Consider the following 17918-nt stretch of genomic DNA (forward strand, 5'->3'; position numbering starts at 1 on the left):
TCGCGGCCTTTCACGGTGGGGCGTCTTCGGTGGATGCTAACCGGACCGGCGGCTCACAACAGCCGAAATACGGTCGCGCCGCCCACCTTCACCGGTTGGTAATGCTGTACTACCCACTGGGCGATCTGAGTGCCGGTACGGTCGTGACTGCGCATCCGCCCGCTCGCGACGTAGTAGGCGATCTTGCCGGCGTGGACGTCGCTGATGAACTGATCCAAGGTGGGTACCGGGTCGTCGCTCCAGCCGCCGATCGCCATGACTGCGGTACCCGATGCGATCTCCAGTGACGCCGCGGCCTGTGCCCCCGAGGTAGCCGCAGACCACGTGGTTTTAGTGGAGCTGAGCAGCTGTGCCAACTGGGGATCGACGTTGTCGGAGCTGGCGCCGATCATGATCGTCTTCCCGAAGCGAGACCCCACGGTCGGCCACACGTCGGCGGTGTGGGCCGCGTTCGGGATCGATCCGTTGTGCGGGGTGGCCGCTGTTGCAAGCGAAAACATCGCGGTGCCAGCGAGGCTCGCGAATAGCGACACCGCCACAGCGACCGGGGTGAGGCGCGGCCACTTCACCCGCGCGGCCACCAGCAGGATCACGCCTAGGGCGGCACCGGCGCCGATGAGCCAGCGTGTCGACGACGAGGCCAATCCAGCGCGGTGCAGTAGGTAGATGCCCCACGCGGCAGCGGCTATGGCCATCGCCACGGCCGCCGACCTGCTCAATACGGCCGCCAGCCCGATCAACGCGCCCACCGCCGGCGCGAGCGCGATGGTGTAGTACGGGTGGACCATGCCGGTCATGTAGCTGAACACCACAGTGCAGATGACGAACCACACGGTCCATGTGGTGAAGCCGGCCGCCTCCATCCGGGTCAGTTGCCGGCGCACCGCGAGATAGGCCACGGCCACGATCGCGACCACGGCGGCAGGTATCAGCCAGGACGCCTCGTAACCCATCTCCGCGGTCAGAATGCGCAGCACCCCGGCATGGGTACTCCAGAAGCCGCGGTGCCCGTGCGACGCGGTGTCCCCGGCACCGACGATGCGGTCGACGCCGTTGTACCCCAACGCCAGATTGAGCACATTGTTGTTCGTCGAACTACCGATGTAGGGGCGCGAGTCGGCGGGCCACAACTGGACGATCGCCACCCACCAGCCGCCGGAAATCACCAGCGCCGCAGCAGCTCCCAACAGATGCAACGCGCGACGACGCCAATTCGTCGGTGCGAAAAGCAGATACGCGAGGCCGAAAGCGGGCAACACCATCAGACCGGCCAGCATCTTGGTCAGGAATGCCACGCCCAATGCGACACCGACGAGCACGAGCCACCGCCACGACGCGCTCGCGACCGCACGCGTCAGGAAGTAGGCGGCGGCGACCATAAGCAACACCAACAGTGCGTCGGGATTGTTGTACCGGAACATCAACGTGGCAGCCGGCGTGAGGGCCAGGACGGTGCCGGCGATCAAGCCCGCGACGGCTCCGCGAGTCGGGTCGGCGATGGTACGGCGGACGGCGGCGTAGAGGAGCGCGACGGCGCCGACACCCATCAGCGCCTGCGGCACGAGTACCGCCCAGCTGTTCATCCCGAACAGTCGTACCGACAGACCGGTCAGCCACAGCGCGGCCGGGGGCTTGTCGACGGTGATGAAGTTGTTGGGGTCCAGCGAGCCGAAGAACCACGCAGACCAGTTCTTGGCCCCGGATTGGGCCGCGGCCGCGTAGTACGTATTGCCGTACTCGTTGATCGGCAAATTCCAGAGGTAGAGCCCAGCGGTGGCGATCAACAGGCAGGTCAGGGCGATGGCAGGCCACACGCGAGCGGTCCGCGCCGGGGCGTCTGGTCCCGGCGCACCGACCATCTCGGTGCGATCTGCGGTGGCGGTCACCGAACTACGGTGCATGACAGCGCTGCCGAGCGCGCGTTCGGGCGCCTGAGAGATCGCTGTGTATTTCATGATCGAGGCGGATGTGGTGAAGTGGCGGCATGTGGAACCCGCAGATCTACCTCGCCTTCGCCGACCATCGCGGACGGCCGTTTTTCGATCTCTTGGCGCGGGTCGGGGCCGAGTCGCCGCGGCGGGTGGCTGACCTGGGCTGCGGGCCGGGTAATCTCACCGAACAGCTGGCCCGGCGCTGGCCGGACGCGGAGCTAGAGGCGGTGGACAGCTCGCCGGAGATGGTCGCTGCCGCACGTGAGCGCGGTATCGATGCCGAGTGGGGTGACATCTCGGCCTGGACGCCGCGGCCAGGGACTGACGTCGTGCTGAGCAACGCTGCGCTGCAATGGATCCCCGGACAGGCCGACCTGATGGTGCGCTGGGCTGGTCAACTCGAGCCCGGCGCCTGGATCGCGGTTCAGGTTCCCGGCAATTTCGACGCCCCGTCCCATGTGGCGCTGCGCTGGCTGGCCGATCAGGAGCCGTGGTCGAAAATATTGGGCGACTTCGCCTTCCGCACCGGCAAGGTGGTGGAGACGCCGATGCGGTACGCCGAGCTACTGACCGGCGCCGGGTGCACCGTCGATGCATGGGAGACCACATACATCCACCAGCTCAGCGGGGAGAACCCGGTGTTGAACTGGATCAGCGGTACAGCGCTCACCCCGGTGCGCGATCAGCTGACCGACGACCAGTGGCAGCAGTTCCGTGCCGAGCTGATCCCGCTGCTGGACGAGGCTTATCCGGTCCGGCCCGACGGGCGCACCTATTTCCCGTTCCGCCGGATCTTCGTCGTCGCTCAGGTGGGTGGCTGACGCTTCTCGTCGAGCAGGGCGAGGACTTGCTTGACGAGTCCGTCGATGTCGGCGTCGGTGGTGTCGACCACCAGATCGGCGCCCTCGGGTGCCTCGTAGGGCCCGTCGATGCCCGTCAGGCCCTTGAGCTCACCGGCGCGAGCTCGCTTGTACAGGCCCTTGGGGTCTCGCTTCTCGCACTCGCTCAACGGCGTCGCCACCCACACCTCGATGAAGGGCAGCTTCGCCGCATCGTTGAGGGCGCGTGCGATGTCGCGGTCCGACTTCAGCGGTGACACCAACGACGCCAGCGCGACCACACCGGAATCGGCGAACAACCGGGTGAGATGGCCGACCCGGCGGATGTTCTCAGCGCGGTCACCGGCCGAGAAACCCAGATCGTCGGACAGGCCGTGGCGGATGTTGTCTCCGTCGAGCAGATACGCGACCTGCCCGGACTCCACCAGAGCCCGCTCGACGGCGACCGCGAGAGTGGACTTACCCGAGGCGGGAAGGCCGGTGAACCAGATCGTCGCACCGCGTTGTTGCGTTGCCGTCCAGCGATATTCGCGGTCCAGCGATGACGGATGCCATTTGATGTCATTACGGGTCTGCTCGCCGGGCTTGACCTCGCGAGCTTCGAGGATCGTGCCCGCACCGACGGTGTCGTTGGAGTGTTCGTCGATCAGGATGAACGCGCCGTTGTCGCGGTCTTCGATGTAAGGATCGGCCACCACAACCGAACTGGTGCGCAGGGTGATCGAACCGATGTCGTTGATCGCCAGCTCGACGGGGCCGTCGAGCTCGTCAAGGGTCTCCGGGTCGAGCCGTGAGTGCAATGCCTGCACGGTGGCCCGCACAGTTCTGGTTCCTTGCTTGAGTGCCACCCGGTCACCGGCACGCAACGGGGTGTCGGTGAACCAGCACACGGTGGCATCCAGTTCCCGGGCCAGTCTCGGCAGATATGCCTCATCGAGGCCGCTGACCAGGACGTCACCACGACCCACATCGATATCATCGGCAAGCTCCACCGAAACCGACAGCGGCGCAACCGCAGTCGTGCGCGCGTCGTCGAGGACGTCGACGGCGGTCACCACCGAGCTGGTCCCTGCCGGCAGGGAGATAACCGGATCGCCGACCGTCAGGGTGCCGGCCGTCAGCCGCCCGGTGTACCGCCGGCGCTGCTCGGCGGTCGGCCGCGACACCCACTGGATCGGCAGCCGAAGCCGGTTCGCTTCGGCCTGCGGGGCGGCCAGCTCCACCTGCTCGAGGTACTCCAGCAACGTCGGACCCTCGTACCACGGCGTCTTGTCGGAGCGGTGCACCACATTGTCGCCATGCTTGGCTGCTATCGGGATGACCGTCAGATTTAGGCCGCCGAGGCGCGCGGACAGCTGCCGCAGCTGATCTTCGACCTCGGTGAACCGAGCCTGATCGAATCCGACGAGGTCGATCTTGTTGACCGTGGCCACGAAGTGCTTGATGCCGACGAGTTTGGCGATGCGGGCGTGCCGGCGGGTCTGCCGGAGCACACCGGCGCGCGCGTCCACGAGCAGGATCGCGGCGTGCGCGTTGGAGGCGCCGGTGAACATGTTGCGGGTGTAGCGCTCGTGGCCCGGTGTGTCCGCCAGGATGTAGCTGCGGGTTTCCGTTGAAAAGAACCGGTAGGCCACGTCGATCGTGATGCCCTGCTCGCGCTCGGCACGCAGACCATCGGACAGCGCGGCCAGGTCGGCTACGCCTTCCTCGTCGGTGACCGCCTCCAGGTGATCGAGCGGCAGGCTGTCGGTGTCGTGCAGCAGCCTGCCGATCAGGGTGCTCTTGCCGTCGTCCACCGAGCCTGCGGTGGTGATCCTCAGCAGCTGACGTGTCACCGTCGTCATCAGAAATAGCCTTCGCGTTTACGGTCTTCCATGGCAGCGGCCGACGTGCGGTCGTCGGCGCGGGTCTCACCGCGTTCGGACACTGTCGCGGCCGAGATTTCGGCGATGACGCCGTCGATACCGGTCGCCCTGGAACGGACAGCCCCGGTGATGGTCAGATCGCCGACCGTTCGGTATCGCACCCACTCGAGCGCAGAGCTTTCGTCGCCCTGAGGTTGGGTGTATTCGGACACCGCGAGCAGGATCCCGTCACGCTCGAAAACCTCACGCTCGTGGGCGAAGTAGATCGACGGGAGTTCGAGGTCCTCCAGTTCGATATAACGCCAGATGTCCAACTCGGTCCAATTGCTCAGCGGGAACACCCGCACCTGTTCGCCCTTCTTGATGCGGCCGTTGTAGAGCGACCAGGGCTCGGGTCGCTGGGCGCGCGGATCCCACTGGCCGAACTCGTCGCGGAAGCTCAGGATCCGCTCTTTGGCCCTGGCTCGTTCCTCGTCCCGTCGCGCACCGCCGAACGCTGCGTCGAAATCGCCCGCCTCAAGGGCATCGAGCAGTGTGCGGGTCTGCTGGCGGTTCCGCGACGCGCCTTCACCCGGGTCGGCGACCCGGCCGGTGTCGATCGACTCCTGCACCGACGCAACGATCAGCTTGTGCCCCTCACCGGTGACTCGGCGGTCGCGGAATTCGATGACCTCGTCAAAGTTGTGTCCGGTGTCGACATGCAGCACCGGGAACGGCAGGGGAGAGGGCCGAAATGCCTTCTCCGCCAGACGGAGTAGGACGATCGAATCCTTGCCGGCCGAGAAGAGCAGCACCGGGCGCTGCAGTTCGGCCACGACCTCCCGGATGATATGGACGGATTCGGCCTCCAGTAGGCGCAATTCGTCGACGTGGGTGGTGTCCACTGTGCTTGTGTCGGTGGTCATGTCGGCAGGCCTTCCCGTTCCGCGTCGGCACGGTAGCGGTCGACCCAGTCGTCGGAGCGCTGGTCGGCCTGGCGTTCCAGGACGGGCGCGGGTGCCAACCGGGGGTCTTCGCCGAGGGCTTCGAGGACCTGTGCGACAACGTCAGTCAAATTCCGCCACAACACCGGGTAGGGAACGTCGAGCGGATGGACGTCCTCTTCGCTGAACCACGTGCGCCAGCCCTCCTCCTGCGCGCGCAGCATCCGCACCACGTGGGCGATCGCCCCGGCGTGATACTCGGCCCTGGCGTCACGCACGGGGTCGGGGCGACCACGCCAGACCCTGGTCTGGACCGCGCGCCAGAACGACACGGCCTGCGACACCACGTCGGGGCGATAGACGTGGATCAGCACCGGGTCGCTGCCGACGACGTCGCGGATAGCCGACAGCAGGCCCGACCCCGACCGCTCAGGCAGATCCTTGGCGCGGCTGAGCAGCAGGGGGGTCTGGTTCCACATCAGTTTGCCGCCCCAGATGCCGTTGGGCGTTCGGCCGACGGTCTGGATGTAGTCGCGCCAGATCTCGGCGGGAGCAAGATCGGGCTTGCCCTCGATCAGCGGGTCGAGCAGTTGCAGAATCGACGGGTCGTCGGTGTCGGCGAACCACTCCCGTGGCTGCGGCGACATGCTGGTGGTGGGCAGGTACTGGAAGAACTCCTGGGGTTCACCGGCCACACCAGTGGCTCGCAGTGATTCGACCAACAGCGTGCTGCCGCTGCGCTGGGAGGCAAGCACGAGGTAGGCGGTCGGATGAGCGGGCATGCGCTGAAGCCTAATCGCACTGCGACACTGACGCCGACGTCAGATTTTAAACTCTCGCTGACGAAAACTATTGCTGGGAGCCAACTTCGTCGTCGAGTCCGCGCTCAGCGGCGATGGCGGACCTGCTCGTCAGTGTATGACCGTTGATCTCGTAATAGGTCTCGGTGTAGCGCGCCGCGATTCGCGTTCCGGCGAACTCGGAGGGGATGACGTCACCCGTCTTCTGCCGCCACTCATTGAGCCGCACCGCGAGATCGTCGGCGATGATCTCGGCTTCCTCTGTCGTTTCAGCGCCCAGCAGGTTGGTCGACTCGTGGGGATCGGTTTCAAGGTTGTACAGCTCGCGCGCCGGGCGCGGCCCGTGGATGAACGGCTCGACCGCCTGTCCTGATGGGCTCTCCTCGATGTCCAGCGGCAAATCGAGCAGGGGCCGTCGCGCGTAGTTCTCGATGTAGCTGTACTTCTTGGTTCGGATCGCCCTGATCGGATCGTAGGAGTCGTGGTAGGTCTTCTCGGTGTAGACGTGATCGCGGACCTCGTCGGGATTGTCCTGCCGGGTAAGCAGATTGACCGCATGAGAGAGGCCCTCGATGTCTTGGCCGGGGGTGATGCCGACCAGCTCCAGCAGTGTCGGCATGAGATCAACGCCGCTGAACAACTCCTCGTAGACAAGCGGTGTGGTCTGCAGCCGGCGTGGTGGGCGGATGATGGTCGCGATGCCGGTGCCGGCGTCGTACAGGGTGGACTTCGCGCGGGGGAAGGCCGGGCCGTGGTCGGTCAGGAACACCACCCAGGTGTCGGCGTCGAGCCCGGTGTCGGCCAGGGTGTCCAGAAGCCGGCCGACCGCGGCATCGGCAACTGCGATCGACCCGTAGAACTCGGCGAGGTCGCCGCGAACCTCGGGGGTGTCCGGCAGGAAGTCAGGCACGTCGACGTCTGCGTTGTCGGCGGGTTCGTAACGGTCGCGGGGATAGGGGCGGTGAGTCTCGAAGAAACCGGCGGTGAGCAAAAACGGCGTGCCCTCTTCGATCGGGGCGCTTTCGGTGAGCCACTTCTGAGCCTGCTCAACGACATATTCGCAGAACGAATTGGAGACGTCGAACTCGTCGTACCCCAGCCGAACTGGGAATGACGTTTCATGCTGCATGCCGAAAAGTGCTGAGTACCAACCATTGTCGTGCAAGATATGCGGCAGGGTGCGGACCCCGGTGCGGTACTCGAACCCGTGGTGAGCCAGGCCGATCAAGCCGTTACTGTGCGGGTAGCGGCCGGTGAACAGCGAGCCGCGCGATGGTGAGCACAGCGGCGCGGTGGCGTGGGCGCGGGTGAACAGGATGCCCTCGGCGGCCAGCTGGTCCAAGCGTGGGCTCGACACCCCTGGATATCCGTAGACACCCAGGCTACGGCCCAGGTCATGCCAGTGGACGATCAACAGGTTGTCGCGCTGGGGCTGGCTCACGCAGATTGCCTCCGTTCGGTTCGTGGGGTCTAGCTTGCCCCTCCGAGTGACCCTGCCTACACCCGACATCCCTTACAAGGGTTATCCACACGCGGAATTTAGCGCAACAACGGCATCGATCACGGGTTGTGGGGCACTTCCACTGCGCGGTAGACGTATTCAGGGGGTACGTCGAACTCGAGGTGCCTTATGGGCAGCCGGCTCAGCACATCTTCAGGAATGTCGGCTTTGTAGGTCAGTGAGAGCTGGCCGCTGAACTGGGAATCGACGGCGGCGACATCGACTTCCAAACTCACTCCCCTGCCGGATATTTCAGCCGTCACAGAACCCTGTTGCGGATCACTCCACCGGACGTCCATCGTGCGCCCGGCGACCTTGGGCACGCTCGACAAAGTCGCAACCGCGCGCTGCGAAGTAAACACCAGCGAACCCACGTAACTCGCGAAACTGCCGCTGGCACGCAGACCGGGCACCTTGCCGCTGAAACGGCGGCTCACCGCAACGTATTCGGCCAGGTAGATGATGCCCTCGCTGTCGAATTGCTCGCGCATGTCACGCGGAAGCTTGCCGATCCCGAACAAACGGCGCAGGAATATGGCCATGCCGACGATCGTGCCAGACCGTGCTGGTACTGAAGTAGGGATGGTAGCGAGAAAATCCTGGCTGATCACCACAGCCGTAGTTGCCGCGCTCGTGTATGCGGCGATGTGGGTCGGCTATGCCCAGAACTGGGCGTGGCTGTGTGCCGTCGACATGCACCTGTTGCGTCCATTCCACGATTTCGGCACCGCCCACCCCGGATGGGTGTCGTTCTGGGTGGTGTTTTGCGTCCTGTTCGGGCCGAGCGGTTTTCGAGTGGTCGGCCTGGTGCTGCTCATCGTGGCGCTCGTTCGTCGCAATGTGGCGTCGGCGCTGTTCTTGATGATCAGCATCGGCTTGATGGGATTTCTGGCTGAGGGAGCCAAATCCGTCACGGGCCGGCCGCGTCCAGCGACGGCACTGGTATCCGCGGCATCGACGTCGTTTCCGTCCGGGCATGCCCTGGGGGCGATGGTCGGTGTCTTGGCCCTGCTCACGGTGTTGTGGCCCAGCCTCACAACCCGAATCCGCACGGTACTTGCCGGTCTGGGCGGTGTGCTGGTCGTGGTGGTCGGTGTGGCGCGGGTGGTGCTCAACGTCCATCACCCATCGGACGTGGTGGCCGGGTGGGCGCTCGGCTACTTGTTTTACCTGCTGTGCCTGCGCGTGGTCCCGCCACGCGGCCTTAGGACCGCGGCCGGAAGACCGGCAGCGCCCGATAGCGCGCAGTGAAACTCGCGCGCTCAAAGGCGTGCTCGACTTCGCCGTCGTGGGCCAGCGGTGTCGGACCGTCGACAGCCTCGAAGGAGAACTCCGGCACCTGCATCTCGTGGTAGAGCGGGCTGCGTTCCAGCCGGCCGAGTGCCAGTGCGCTGACGATACGCAAGGTGCTCAGCCGCCGACCGGCCTCCAGGATGCGGATGTCGATGAGCCCGTCGTCCATGCGGGTGCGCCTAGACGGCGCGAAACCCGATGGGAGATAAAGGGAATTGCCCAGGAAGAACAACGAGGTCTGGATGGTCTTGTTGTCGAACCGGATGCGCACCGGCGTCCCCTTGCGCAGCGTGTGCAACATCGCGTACAAGCCTGCCAGCGGTTTGCCGATCTTGTGTTCGAGCTTTTCGCGGGTCCGCACGAACTGGGGGTAGGCGGCGATGCTGGCGGTGTTGATAACCAGGTGGTCTTCGTTGAGGCGAACCACGTCCACACAGGACACGTCGCCGGCGCGGATGGCCGAGACGGTGCGCTCGACGGTGTCGCAGCCGATGTCTTTGGCGAAGTGGTTGAAAGTGCCGGCGGGGAAGACCGCCAACGGCACTCCAGCAGCGATGGCCACCCCGGCTGCACACGACACGGTGCCGTCGCCGCCACCCACCCCGAGCACCTCGGCGCGCTGGGCGGCCTCCCGCAGTACGGTCTCCGGGTCGTCATCACCGCCGAGTTCGACGATCTCGGCCTTGGGGAGCTTCTCGCGGACCTCCTCGATGACGCGGGTTCCGGTGCCGCTGCCCGAGGCCGGGTTGATGACGAGGACGACGCCGTCGCCGTCGGGACGTTGGGGCGTGTCCACGAGCAGCGGCTCGGTGGTCGGCAACTTGGCCGGCACGATCGGCGGTACCAGGCGCCCGCCCAGCACCGCGATCGCGGCCCCGATACCGAAGCCGGCGAACACGTCGCCGGGATAGTGCGCGCCGGTGGCCACTCGGGACAGACCCACCAGGCCGGCCAGCAGGGCCAGGCCGAGCCCCAGTGGCGGGTTCTCCAGGCCGACGCCGACAGCGAAGGCGGCTGCGCTGGCCGAATGGCCGGAGGGAAGCGAGTTCGACGTCGGCATCCTGCGGGCGCGTCGGACCAGGGGCACCCGACTGGTGTTGGGCCGCGGGCGCTTCCACACGCGCTTGGCCACCTGGTTGGTGACCAGGCTGGTGACGGCCAGCGAGACCACTCCACGGCCCGCGCCGCGGCGTGCCGACGGTGATCCCGTCGCGACCAGGGCCGCTGCGATGGCGAACCACAGCTTGGAGTGGTCGGCGGCGCGGGTCAGGACGGGCATTGCCTTGTCGAGCAGCGCGGTCGGCGACTCGGCGACGGCCTCGAACAGTTCACGGTCCAGCGTGCCCAGCCCGCCCGTGATCTGACGGATGCCCTGACCTTCGAGCAAGCTTCGCGATGTCATCAACCCAACGTAGCGGTGAGGTCTCACCGAATTTTTCTACGGCGTTGTCAATTCCGCGACCTGTCCGCGCATCCGGGTGTGAAATCACAAGAACGTCCGCGCGAGTGAAGGAGCCGCCATGGGGTGCTCACGGTATGTCGGTCGCATCGGGTTATTAGCGGCGACCCTCGGGGTCGGAGTGGCCGTGGCGACGATGAACCCGGCGATCGCCAACGCGGCGCCGTCGTCGAACTCGAGCGCGACCTCAGGGACCGCGCATGCACGCCCGGGCCAGGTACACAGTGCCAGCGCCGCGCGGGTGGCCACGCCCGATGAGGTGTCCGGCACTTTGACCCGCGTCGCCACTGGTCTGGCCGACGAGTTGGGGCAGCTGGTGAAGCACGGTCCGCAAGCACCCGCCCCGCCGTCACAGGCCATGTTCGTGGCGATGGCCGACGAGGTCCGCCGAGGGCTCAATCAGGCTTTCACGCCCAAGGCCGCGGACGTCGCGCCCGTCACCACCAGCGTGGTGATGAGCGACAACCTGTTGGTCAATCCGGGCGCCGAGTACGGTGATCCGTCGTTGTCCGGGTACAGCTCGGTGACCATCCCCGGCTGGTCGGTCACGGGTACGCCGACGGTGATCAAGTACGGCACCTTGCGTAATCTGCCCGGGCTGTTCGGGACATCAGGCCCGACGTTGCCGGCGTTCCTGGGCTTCCCGCGCACCGCGGTGCCCGACGGCGGAAATCAGTTTTTTGGTGGCGGCAACGTCGCAACGTCGACGCTCAGCCAGGTCGTCGACCTCAGCGATATCCAGAATGAGATCGACACCACCCCTGGCGGCGTCACCTTCGACCTGAGCGGTTATCTGGGTGGCTACCTGCTCGACCCGTCGAGGACGACCGTCAAGGTCAACTTCCTGGACGCCAACAACGCCTACATCAGCAGCGCCCAGATCGGTCCTGTCACCGCGCTAAATCGCCTGTTCCAGACCGGCTTCCAGGAGCGCCAGACCACCGGTGTGATCCCGGTGGGAACGCGCAGTGCCCAGGTCATCGTGACCTTCAAGGACTACAACCCGATCCTGAGCAGCTACAACAACGCCTACGCCGACAACCTCTCGTTCACGGTCGGGGATGCCGTGCCAGCCCCGCCGGATCCGACGCCGCCGGCCTCGAATGTCGGGCCCCTGGACCACGTGATCATGGTCTACATGGAGAACCACGGCGTGGGCGACATCGTCGGTAGTCCCAACGCGCCGTACATCAACTCCCTCATCAACTCCTACGGTTACGCGCAGAGCTACTACGCCCTGACGCACCCGAGTGACCCGAACTATTACCCGATACTCGGTGGTTCCGACTTTGGGATCCACTACAACTGCGCGGCAGACTGTTTCAACGAGCCGAACCTCGCCGACGAACTCGTCAACGACGGTAAGACGTGGGTGGCCTATCAGGACGGCGGCGGTGGGTACAGTTCGCCGACCGATAGGACACCGTTCCTGGCCTTCCAAGACATCTACAACAATCCGACGTTGGTCAATTCGCAGATCCGCGACATCTCCCAGATGGCCACCGATTTCCAAGATCCCTCCACGGTGGGGAATTTCGTGTGGTTCGCCGGGGACGAGGCCACCAACATGGAAGGCCCGATCGACTCGGTCAGTGGACTCGCCCATTTCGCGTTGAGCCAGTTGACAACTCATCAGTACAACGTGGCCGCCGGCGATCAGTTCATCCAGCAGCAGATGACGACGATCTTCAATTCGGCCCTGTGGTCGTCAAATCAGAGCACCGCGGTGTTCCTGACTTTCGACGAGGATTACAACAACATTTCGTTCGGAATCGGCAATGAGGGCAACCACGTCGTCATGGTCGTGATCCCGAACCAGGCCGCCATTGATGCCGGTATGCGCGGGGGTGCGTTCACTGCCACCGACTATTACAACCACTACAGTTTGCAGCGCACCATCGAAGATTCGCTGGGGCTCGCCCCACTGACCGACAATGACGAGTACGCCCAGCCGATGAACGAATTCTGGACCTAGTTTAGGACTTTGAGTCGCCGGCCGACTCGTCCTCGGGCTTGCTGCTGGGCAGGATGATGCGTTTAGTGGCCACTGGCTTGCCGTCGACCTTCTTGGTGACCTGAGGCCCCGGCGGTGGTGTGGTGATGCGGCCCTGAACCGGTGCGCCGTTCTTCACGGTCGGGACGGACACCCGTTTGGTGTCGGGCTTGGCGTCTTTTTCCGAGCCGCCGGCGCCGCCGTGCATCGCACCCGGGGGAATCATCGGCATGCCACCCATGCCGCCGGCGGGAGCAGAAGTCGGCGTGGCCATCCGCGGCGGCGGCATGGCGGTGTTGGCTGACGACGGCGACGTAGCGGCCGACGGGACAGGAGGCGGGCCAAGCATCGCGGTCGGTGAGGTGCCGCCGATTCCGCCGCCCCCGCCAACGGCGGACCCGCCACCGCCGGCACCGGATTCGCCTGGGGTTTCGCCGAATTCACCCAGCGGATCGCTGAGGCTTGCCTTGTCGAGCTGAGCTGATGCGCCGCCCGCCTGCTGCATCATGCCCATGCCGGCTTGCATGGCCTGCTGTGCGCCCTGCGCGACTTGCTGGGGGATCTGGGCAAGGGGTTGCAGCGCGCCACCCATGGCACCAGCCAACGCACCGGCGAGTTGGGAGGCCATCTGGGGCAGCTGTTGGGCCATCTGGTCTGCTTGGCCTTGCCCGGCAACGCCTTTCATCTCACCGCTGGCCTGCTCGTCCTGGGCAGGGAACTTCGCTGCGGCTTCGGCGGTCTTGGAGTCACGTTTGGCGTGCTCTTCGACGCTCTCGCTGTTGTCTTTAGGATCACCGAGATTGGCGGCCAGCCCGAGAACCCGCAACAGCTGCTCGATCGGGGTCATGCCCGCGACCAGCGGATCGGAACTGATGGGCGGCGGCGCGAGATTCATGCCGTTGGCGGCGAGGTACTGGCTTGCGTCTGCGTTGAGCTGTCCACCGCTCATCGGTGCACCTCTCCCTTCAGTGCCAGATTCAACGCCTGAAACCATGCGAAGTGGTAGTTGGCGGTTGTTTTTTCGTTGTTGATGAGTGCGTCGATGGTCGCCAGCAGCTGCCAGTTGCCGACCTTAGCTACGTCGATGTGATCGGGGTAGTCAGTCAGGACCTGCCGGGCGACGGTCGCGAGATGTTCGCGCAGCAGTTCGACTTCGGAGTCCAGAAAACCGGTGCCGGTCGACGCGGCTTTGGCCAGGGTGTGAGCCAGGCGGGGTAGGCCGTCACGCCACTTGGTCGCCTGGGAGAGTTCCCAACCGAGGTCCTGGACCTCGTCGGTGTCGCGGGCACGGATGGACGTCTGCGGGGGTTCGGCGGCCTCGGCGGGCGGAAGGTATTGGCCGGGGGCGTACGCCGCAGTCAGCGCGGTCTCGCCGAGTAAGGCGTCGAGGGTTTTGTCGCGACGGCCGGGCGCGAGCAGCGTGATGCCGGTGGGGATGTCGATGTGCGGCGGGACCCAGCCGCTGGCGAGGTCGGTGGCCAGGACGGTGGTGCCGTCGTCACGGTCACCGATTGCCCAGCGCAGCTGGGGTTCCTGACGAGCGATGGCGTCGAGCAGGCGTTGTAGGCGCTGCTGGGCTTGGGTTTGTGCGGCGCTGGCACCGGCTACGGCGCCTGCACCGGTTGCGGCGACCGCACTTTCGGTGATGCCGCTGGGTGCCTGGGCGACGGGCGTTGCGGCGGGCGTTTGGCGGACGACTGCGGGCTGGCCGAGCTGACCGCCGCTGGACGGGTGGACGGGCGCGGATGCCGGGGACGTTGCCGAGGGCATGGGTGGCGGTGACGCGGGCGCAGTGGCTGCAGGCGGGCGGAGGTCAGCACCGTAGGCGGGAAGCGGGCCAGCCGGAGCCGCAGGGGCGGCGGTCGACGGCATGACGGGCGCTTGGGCCGCGGGGGCGGCCATGTATGTCTGAGTGGTGTCTGGAGCGGGAGCAACTGGGGCCTGTGCCGCATCGAAGGTGCTTGCGGCGTGGGCATTTTCGAAGAGTGGTGTGCCGGCCGACGGTGTGGTCGCCATTGGCGGCGGCGCCATGCTATCGGGGTGGATCGGAGCCTGCGGCTGCACCGATTGCGCGACGCTGTTCGAAAGCCCTTCGGTACCAGCCGACATCGGATTGCCTGTCTGCGTGCCGGCGTTGAAGTTCTGGGCAAAGCCCTCGGGGGAGAGTGGGTTTGCGGGGGCGGAAGCGAGGGCAGATTGGGCTGCCGACAGGCCTGGCGACGTTAGACCTGGAGCTGGCGCCGCCGGAGCGGGAGCCTGCACTCCGGGTGTAGAAGTCACATCCGCAACTCCTGTCGGTGCTGTGTACTGGGGATTAGGGGTGACCCCAGGGGTTCGGCTGCTGTCGGTGAGGCCCAGCCCTCCGCCTGGGGTGGATGAACCCGATTCCAATCGTGTATTCAATGCAGGCGCAGGACCCGAATTCGTCGCGCCGGTCTGTAAGCCGGTTGTAGTACCCGGGGCGGCCGCACTTGTCGCTCCTGAAGGAGCCGCTCGGCCGCCGGAAAGTCCAGACTGACTCGAAAAGTGCGACGCGGCACCATTTGGGGGCGTCACGTTTGAACTCCCCGACTTTCCCGCGCCGGTCAGTCCTGACTGTGTACCGGCACCGGAGAACCCAACCGCGCCGGGATCTGATGTGCCAGTCGAATTCGATTTGTTGAGGAGCTGTGAGACTTGTTTTTGAACCTGGTCCCGGCTCGGCGACGAGAATGCCCCGTCGAGGTCAACTCCATTTGCGCGTGCAAACTCTCGAGCTGAAACTCCGCCGTCTGACTTGTCAAGCACGCGTTGGGCAGCACCGAATACGTTGTCACAGCTGCTAGCTGCGCTGCTATTCGCTTGTGACTGCGAGTCCATAACGACGTCGACAATCTTTCCTAGCTTGATCCCTAAAGGATCTTTCGACTTCTGAATCGCTTCGATAGCCGAATTTCCGTCTTGGGCGATTTCGCTCAGCTGGGTGCGGAGGTACTGTGTCGAGCGATGTGCTGCGTCGTACGATTGCTGATTGACTCCATTCCTTTCGGAGATTGCCCTTGCTTGGGTCTCTCCAGTCTGGAAGCTTACGCGTGCGTCATCGGCCGTTATCCCCTCTTGTTGGCCAAGCGGGCCAGTTCGTATCGCCTGCAGGATGTCGGCATACCTTTCAAACTCGCTGCCAACTAAGCCGCGATTCTCTTGTGCAGAGGTAAGGGTTGTGAGCGAGTCGACTCCCGGCCATTGATGGCCCACAAGCAATTCAGACCACTGGCCCGGTGGTAAATCGGTCATTTGCAATGCTGCTTTATTTGTGAGGTTGCGTCGTCGGCACTCCGCAGTAAGGGGTCTTGATCGGCGTTGGGTGTTTCTCCAAGGTATTCAAGTGTGAGTTTCTCAAGATTTGTCGCCAAGTCGCGGATACCTTGCGCAAGGTCGCTTTGTGTTGCTGGATATTGACTGAGTATGTCGGCCAGATATTGACCACCCGCATGGGCGGAAAGGCGAGCGTTGGCAGCCACAGCCAGAATGGCAGTCGGATCTGAACCACCGCTCTTATTATTCGTAACAATAATTGCGTTGTGAACTAGACTGTAGGCGTCGCATACTGCTTTTTGTGCGTCCGCCACTTGTTGATCGCTGTACGTCTTGGCCGCGGGAGCCTCAGGGTTGGGGATCGGACGGAACCACGCGCCGATCGCGACCCCAATCGCGATTACCGCGATGACGATCGCGATGATCGTCGGCACACGCGACGGGCTGCCACCCGAAGGCGGCGGTTCCTGCCACGGAGCTGGTCCTGCGGGGCCGGGTCCGTACGGCGCTTGTGACATGTCGAAAATGGTATCCCCTGCGTTTGCCGGAGCGCTATTCACCAACAGCTGCAATACCCACTCCGACCAGCGTGTACACGCAGTTCACGTGCATCCGGGACTGACGTCACGTCTCTCCAACTGTCCACACATCGTTAGCTGGCCCAGACACAACCGTGGCCCAACCTTGACTTGACCTGCCCAGAGCCATACGGGGAGCATGAATCGATGCGCCGAACCGCCGTTTCGATCTGTGCTGCCTTCAGCGCGGCACTACTGGCGCTGTCTTCAGCCCCACCCAGCCACGCCGAAACTCCCTGGTTCCAAGCCAACGTCGGCAACGCCGCCCAGGTGCTCTCCGTCGTCAGCACCGGCGGCGCCACGGCCAAGATGGACGTCTGGCAGCGCGGTGCCGACGGCTGGCAACCTGTCCTCGTTGGCGTCCCCACTCACGTCGGCGCCGCCGGCATGGCGCAGCAATCCCACGACGGCGAATCGAAAACGCCGATGGGCATCTTCACCCTCGACTTCGCTTTCGGCACCAAACCCAACCCCGGCGGCGGCCTTCAATACGTCCAGGTGACCCCGGACTATTGGTGGGACGGCGATATGAAGAGCCCGACCTACAACACCATGCAGGTCTGTAAAAAAGCCGATTGCCCGTTCGACACCAACCCGGCCAGCGGCACCGAGAACCTCTACATTCCGCAGTACGCCCACGCGATCGTCATGGGCGTCAACAAGGCGCGAGTCCCGGGAAATGGTGGCGCCTTCTTCGTGCACACCACCGACGGCGGTCCGACTGCGGGCTGCGTCTCTCTGGACGACGCCACCTTGGTCAAGATCATGCAGTGGCTTCAGCCCGGCGCCTTGATCGCCGTCGCGAAGTAACGCACCGAGCGTGGGGGTTGTCGTTGACTCCGCGGGAGGATCGTCACCGACAAGCCACACGCTCGGCGGCAGGCTAACTACGGAGTGGTGGCGACGGCCTTGCCTGCGGTCGCCTTGAAGTTCAGGTTCTCCGTCGACTGCGTGATCTCGTAAGTGCGGTCGTATCCGGTCTTGCTGATCTTCCAGCCGTCGGGCGTCTTGCGGTAGCGGTCGCGGTAGAACCCCGCCCCCATCAACATGAAGTTGTACTCGGGCACGATCACCCGGTCCTGCAAGTACCAGATGGCCTCGGCCTCGTCGCCATCGACGGAGATCTCAGGATGCGTGACGCGATGCTCGGTGAGCACGCCGGCCGGCATCGACCTCTCCATGAAATCCACCAGATCCTTGCGGTTGGTGAAGTGATGCTCCTCGCCCAGCGACGAGCCGTAATCACCGATGATGTCCTCGGTCAGGGTGTCGGCGAAGTCGTCCCAATGCTTGGTGTCCAGCGCCCGCATGTAGCGGTACTTCACCTGTTTGATTGCTTCGATTGCTTCCGCATCAGCCATGTCGGTCATTGCAGCACACCGAATGTCTCGACGGGGAGACTTGTCCCGGTGACAATGTTCCAAGGCTGAGGGATCCAACAA

At 64.8% G+C, this 17918-nt stretch carries 15 protein-coding genes; 4 read left to right on the top strand and 11 right to left on the bottom strand.

What is annotated here, in order from left to right:
- Positions 1-53: 53 nt before the first annotated feature.
- Positions 54-1886, bottom strand: a complete 1833-nt coding sequence (locus CG716_RS06825) for an ArnT family glycosyltransferase (protein WP_234817731.1) — start codon at positions 1884-1886, stop codon at positions 54-56.
- A gap of 98 nt (positions 1887-1984) precedes the next feature.
- Between CG716_RS06825 and CG716_RS06830 the strand changes: the two genes are divergently transcribed.
- On the top strand, positions 1985-2752 hold the full coding sequence (locus tag CG716_RS06830; RefSeq protein WP_094477723.1) for a trans-aconitate 2-methyltransferase: 768 nt from the start codon (positions 1985-1987) through the stop codon (positions 2750-2752).
- Here the strand turns inward: CG716_RS06830 and cysC are convergent.
- The 5 genes from cysC to CG716_RS06855 all read right to left on the bottom strand — a co-directional run bounded on the left by cysC (position 2737) and on the right by CG716_RS06855 (position 8401).
- A complete protein-coding gene (cysC, locus tag CG716_RS06835) occupies positions 2737-4614 on the bottom strand; it encodes a sulfate adenylyltransferase subunit CysN (protein WP_094477725.1) in 1878 nt (625 codons plus the stop codon). The two genes, CG716_RS06830 and cysC, sit on opposite strands and share 16 nt — an antisense overlap.
- Entirely contained in the window at positions 4614-5540 is a 927-nt protein-coding gene (gene cysD, locus CG716_RS06840; RefSeq protein ID WP_094477727.1) for a sulfate adenylyltransferase subunit CysD, read from the bottom strand. Before cysD ends, cysC begins: the two co-directional genes overlap by 1 nt.
- The gene (gene stf0, locus CG716_RS06845; protein ID WP_094477729.1) at positions 5537-6340 is read right to left on the bottom strand and encodes a trehalose 2-sulfotransferase; all 804 of its coding nucleotides are present in this window, start codon (positions 6338-6340) and stop codon (positions 5537-5539) included. Before stf0 ends, cysD begins: the two co-directional genes overlap by 4 nt.
- Before the next feature lie 67 nt (positions 6341-6407).
- Positions 6408-7868: a sulfatase family protein gene (locus tag CG716_RS06850; protein ID WP_094477731.1), complete on the bottom strand. Its 1461-nt coding sequence runs from the start codon at positions 7866-7868 to the stop codon at positions 6408-6410.
- 50 nt (positions 7869-7918) lie between these two features.
- Positions 7919-8401 (bottom strand): mitochondrial porin family protein, encoded by a 483-nt coding sequence (locus tag CG716_RS06855; RefSeq protein WP_094477733.1) that lies wholly within the window; start codon positions 8399-8401, stop codon positions 7919-7921.
- A gap of 40 nt (positions 8402-8441) precedes the next feature.
- On the opposite strand from CG716_RS06855, the gene CG716_RS06860 reads away from it, so the two are divergent.
- Positions 8442-9110, top strand: coding sequence for a phosphatase PAP2 family protein (locus tag CG716_RS06860; protein WP_094477735.1), 669 nt, complete (start codon positions 8442-8444; stop codon positions 9108-9110).
- Here the strand turns inward: CG716_RS06860 and CG716_RS06865 are convergent.
- Positions 9064-10554, bottom strand: coding sequence for a bifunctional phosphatase PAP2/diacylglycerol kinase family protein (locus CG716_RS06865; RefSeq protein ID WP_094477737.1), 1491 nt, complete (start codon positions 10552-10554; stop codon positions 9064-9066). The genes CG716_RS06860 and CG716_RS06865 overlap by 47 nt on opposite strands.
- A gap of 118 nt (positions 10555-10672) precedes the next feature.
- Between CG716_RS06865 and CG716_RS06870 the strand changes: the two genes are divergently transcribed.
- Positions 10673-12586 (top strand): alkaline phosphatase family protein, encoded by a 1914-nt coding sequence (locus CG716_RS06870; RefSeq protein WP_234817733.1) that lies wholly within the window; start codon positions 10673-10675, stop codon positions 12584-12586.
- A 1-nt stretch (position 12587) separates the two neighbouring features.
- Here the strand turns inward: CG716_RS06870 and CG716_RS06875 are convergent, their stop codons facing one another.
- The 3 genes from CG716_RS06875 to CG716_RS29840 form a co-directional block, all read right to left on the bottom strand.
- The gene (locus CG716_RS06875) at positions 12588-13553 is read right to left on the bottom strand and encodes a hypothetical protein (RefSeq protein WP_094477739.1); all 966 of its coding nucleotides are present in this window, start codon (positions 13551-13553) and stop codon (positions 12588-12590) included.
- Positions 13550-14620 carry a DUF5631 domain-containing protein gene (locus CG716_RS06880; RefSeq protein WP_133066881.1) on the bottom strand — a complete coding sequence of 357 codons (1071 nt, stop codon included), beginning with the start codon at positions 14618-14620 and terminating at the stop codon, positions 13550-13552. Before CG716_RS06880 ends, CG716_RS06875 begins: the two co-directional genes overlap by 4 nt.
- Positions 14621-15873: 1253 nt before the next feature.
- A complete protein-coding gene (locus CG716_RS29840) occupies positions 15874-16332 on the bottom strand; it encodes a hypothetical protein (RefSeq protein ID WP_133066882.1) in 459 nt (152 codons plus the stop codon).
- Positions 16333-16623: 291 nt separating this feature from the next.
- On the opposite strand from CG716_RS29840, the gene CG716_RS06885 reads away from it, so the two are divergent.
- Positions 16624-17286 carry a L,D-transpeptidase family protein gene (locus tag CG716_RS06885; RefSeq protein WP_094477743.1) on the top strand — a complete coding sequence of 221 codons (663 nt, stop codon included), beginning with the start codon at positions 16624-16626 and terminating at the stop codon, positions 17284-17286.
- Between the two features lie 77 nt (positions 17287-17363).
- Here the strand turns inward: CG716_RS06885 and CG716_RS06890 are convergent, their stop codons facing one another.
- Positions 17364-17861, bottom strand: a complete 498-nt coding sequence (locus CG716_RS06890; protein ID WP_410431171.1) for a nuclear transport factor 2 family protein — start codon at positions 17859-17861, stop codon at positions 17364-17366.
- Between the last annotated feature and the right edge of the window lie 57 nt (positions 17862-17918).

It is taken from the genome of Mycolicibacterium sphagni, from assembly GCF_002250655.1.
GTDB classification, from domain to species: Bacteria; Actinomycetota; Actinomycetes; order Mycobacteriales; family Mycobacteriaceae; genus Mycobacterium; species Mycobacterium sphagni.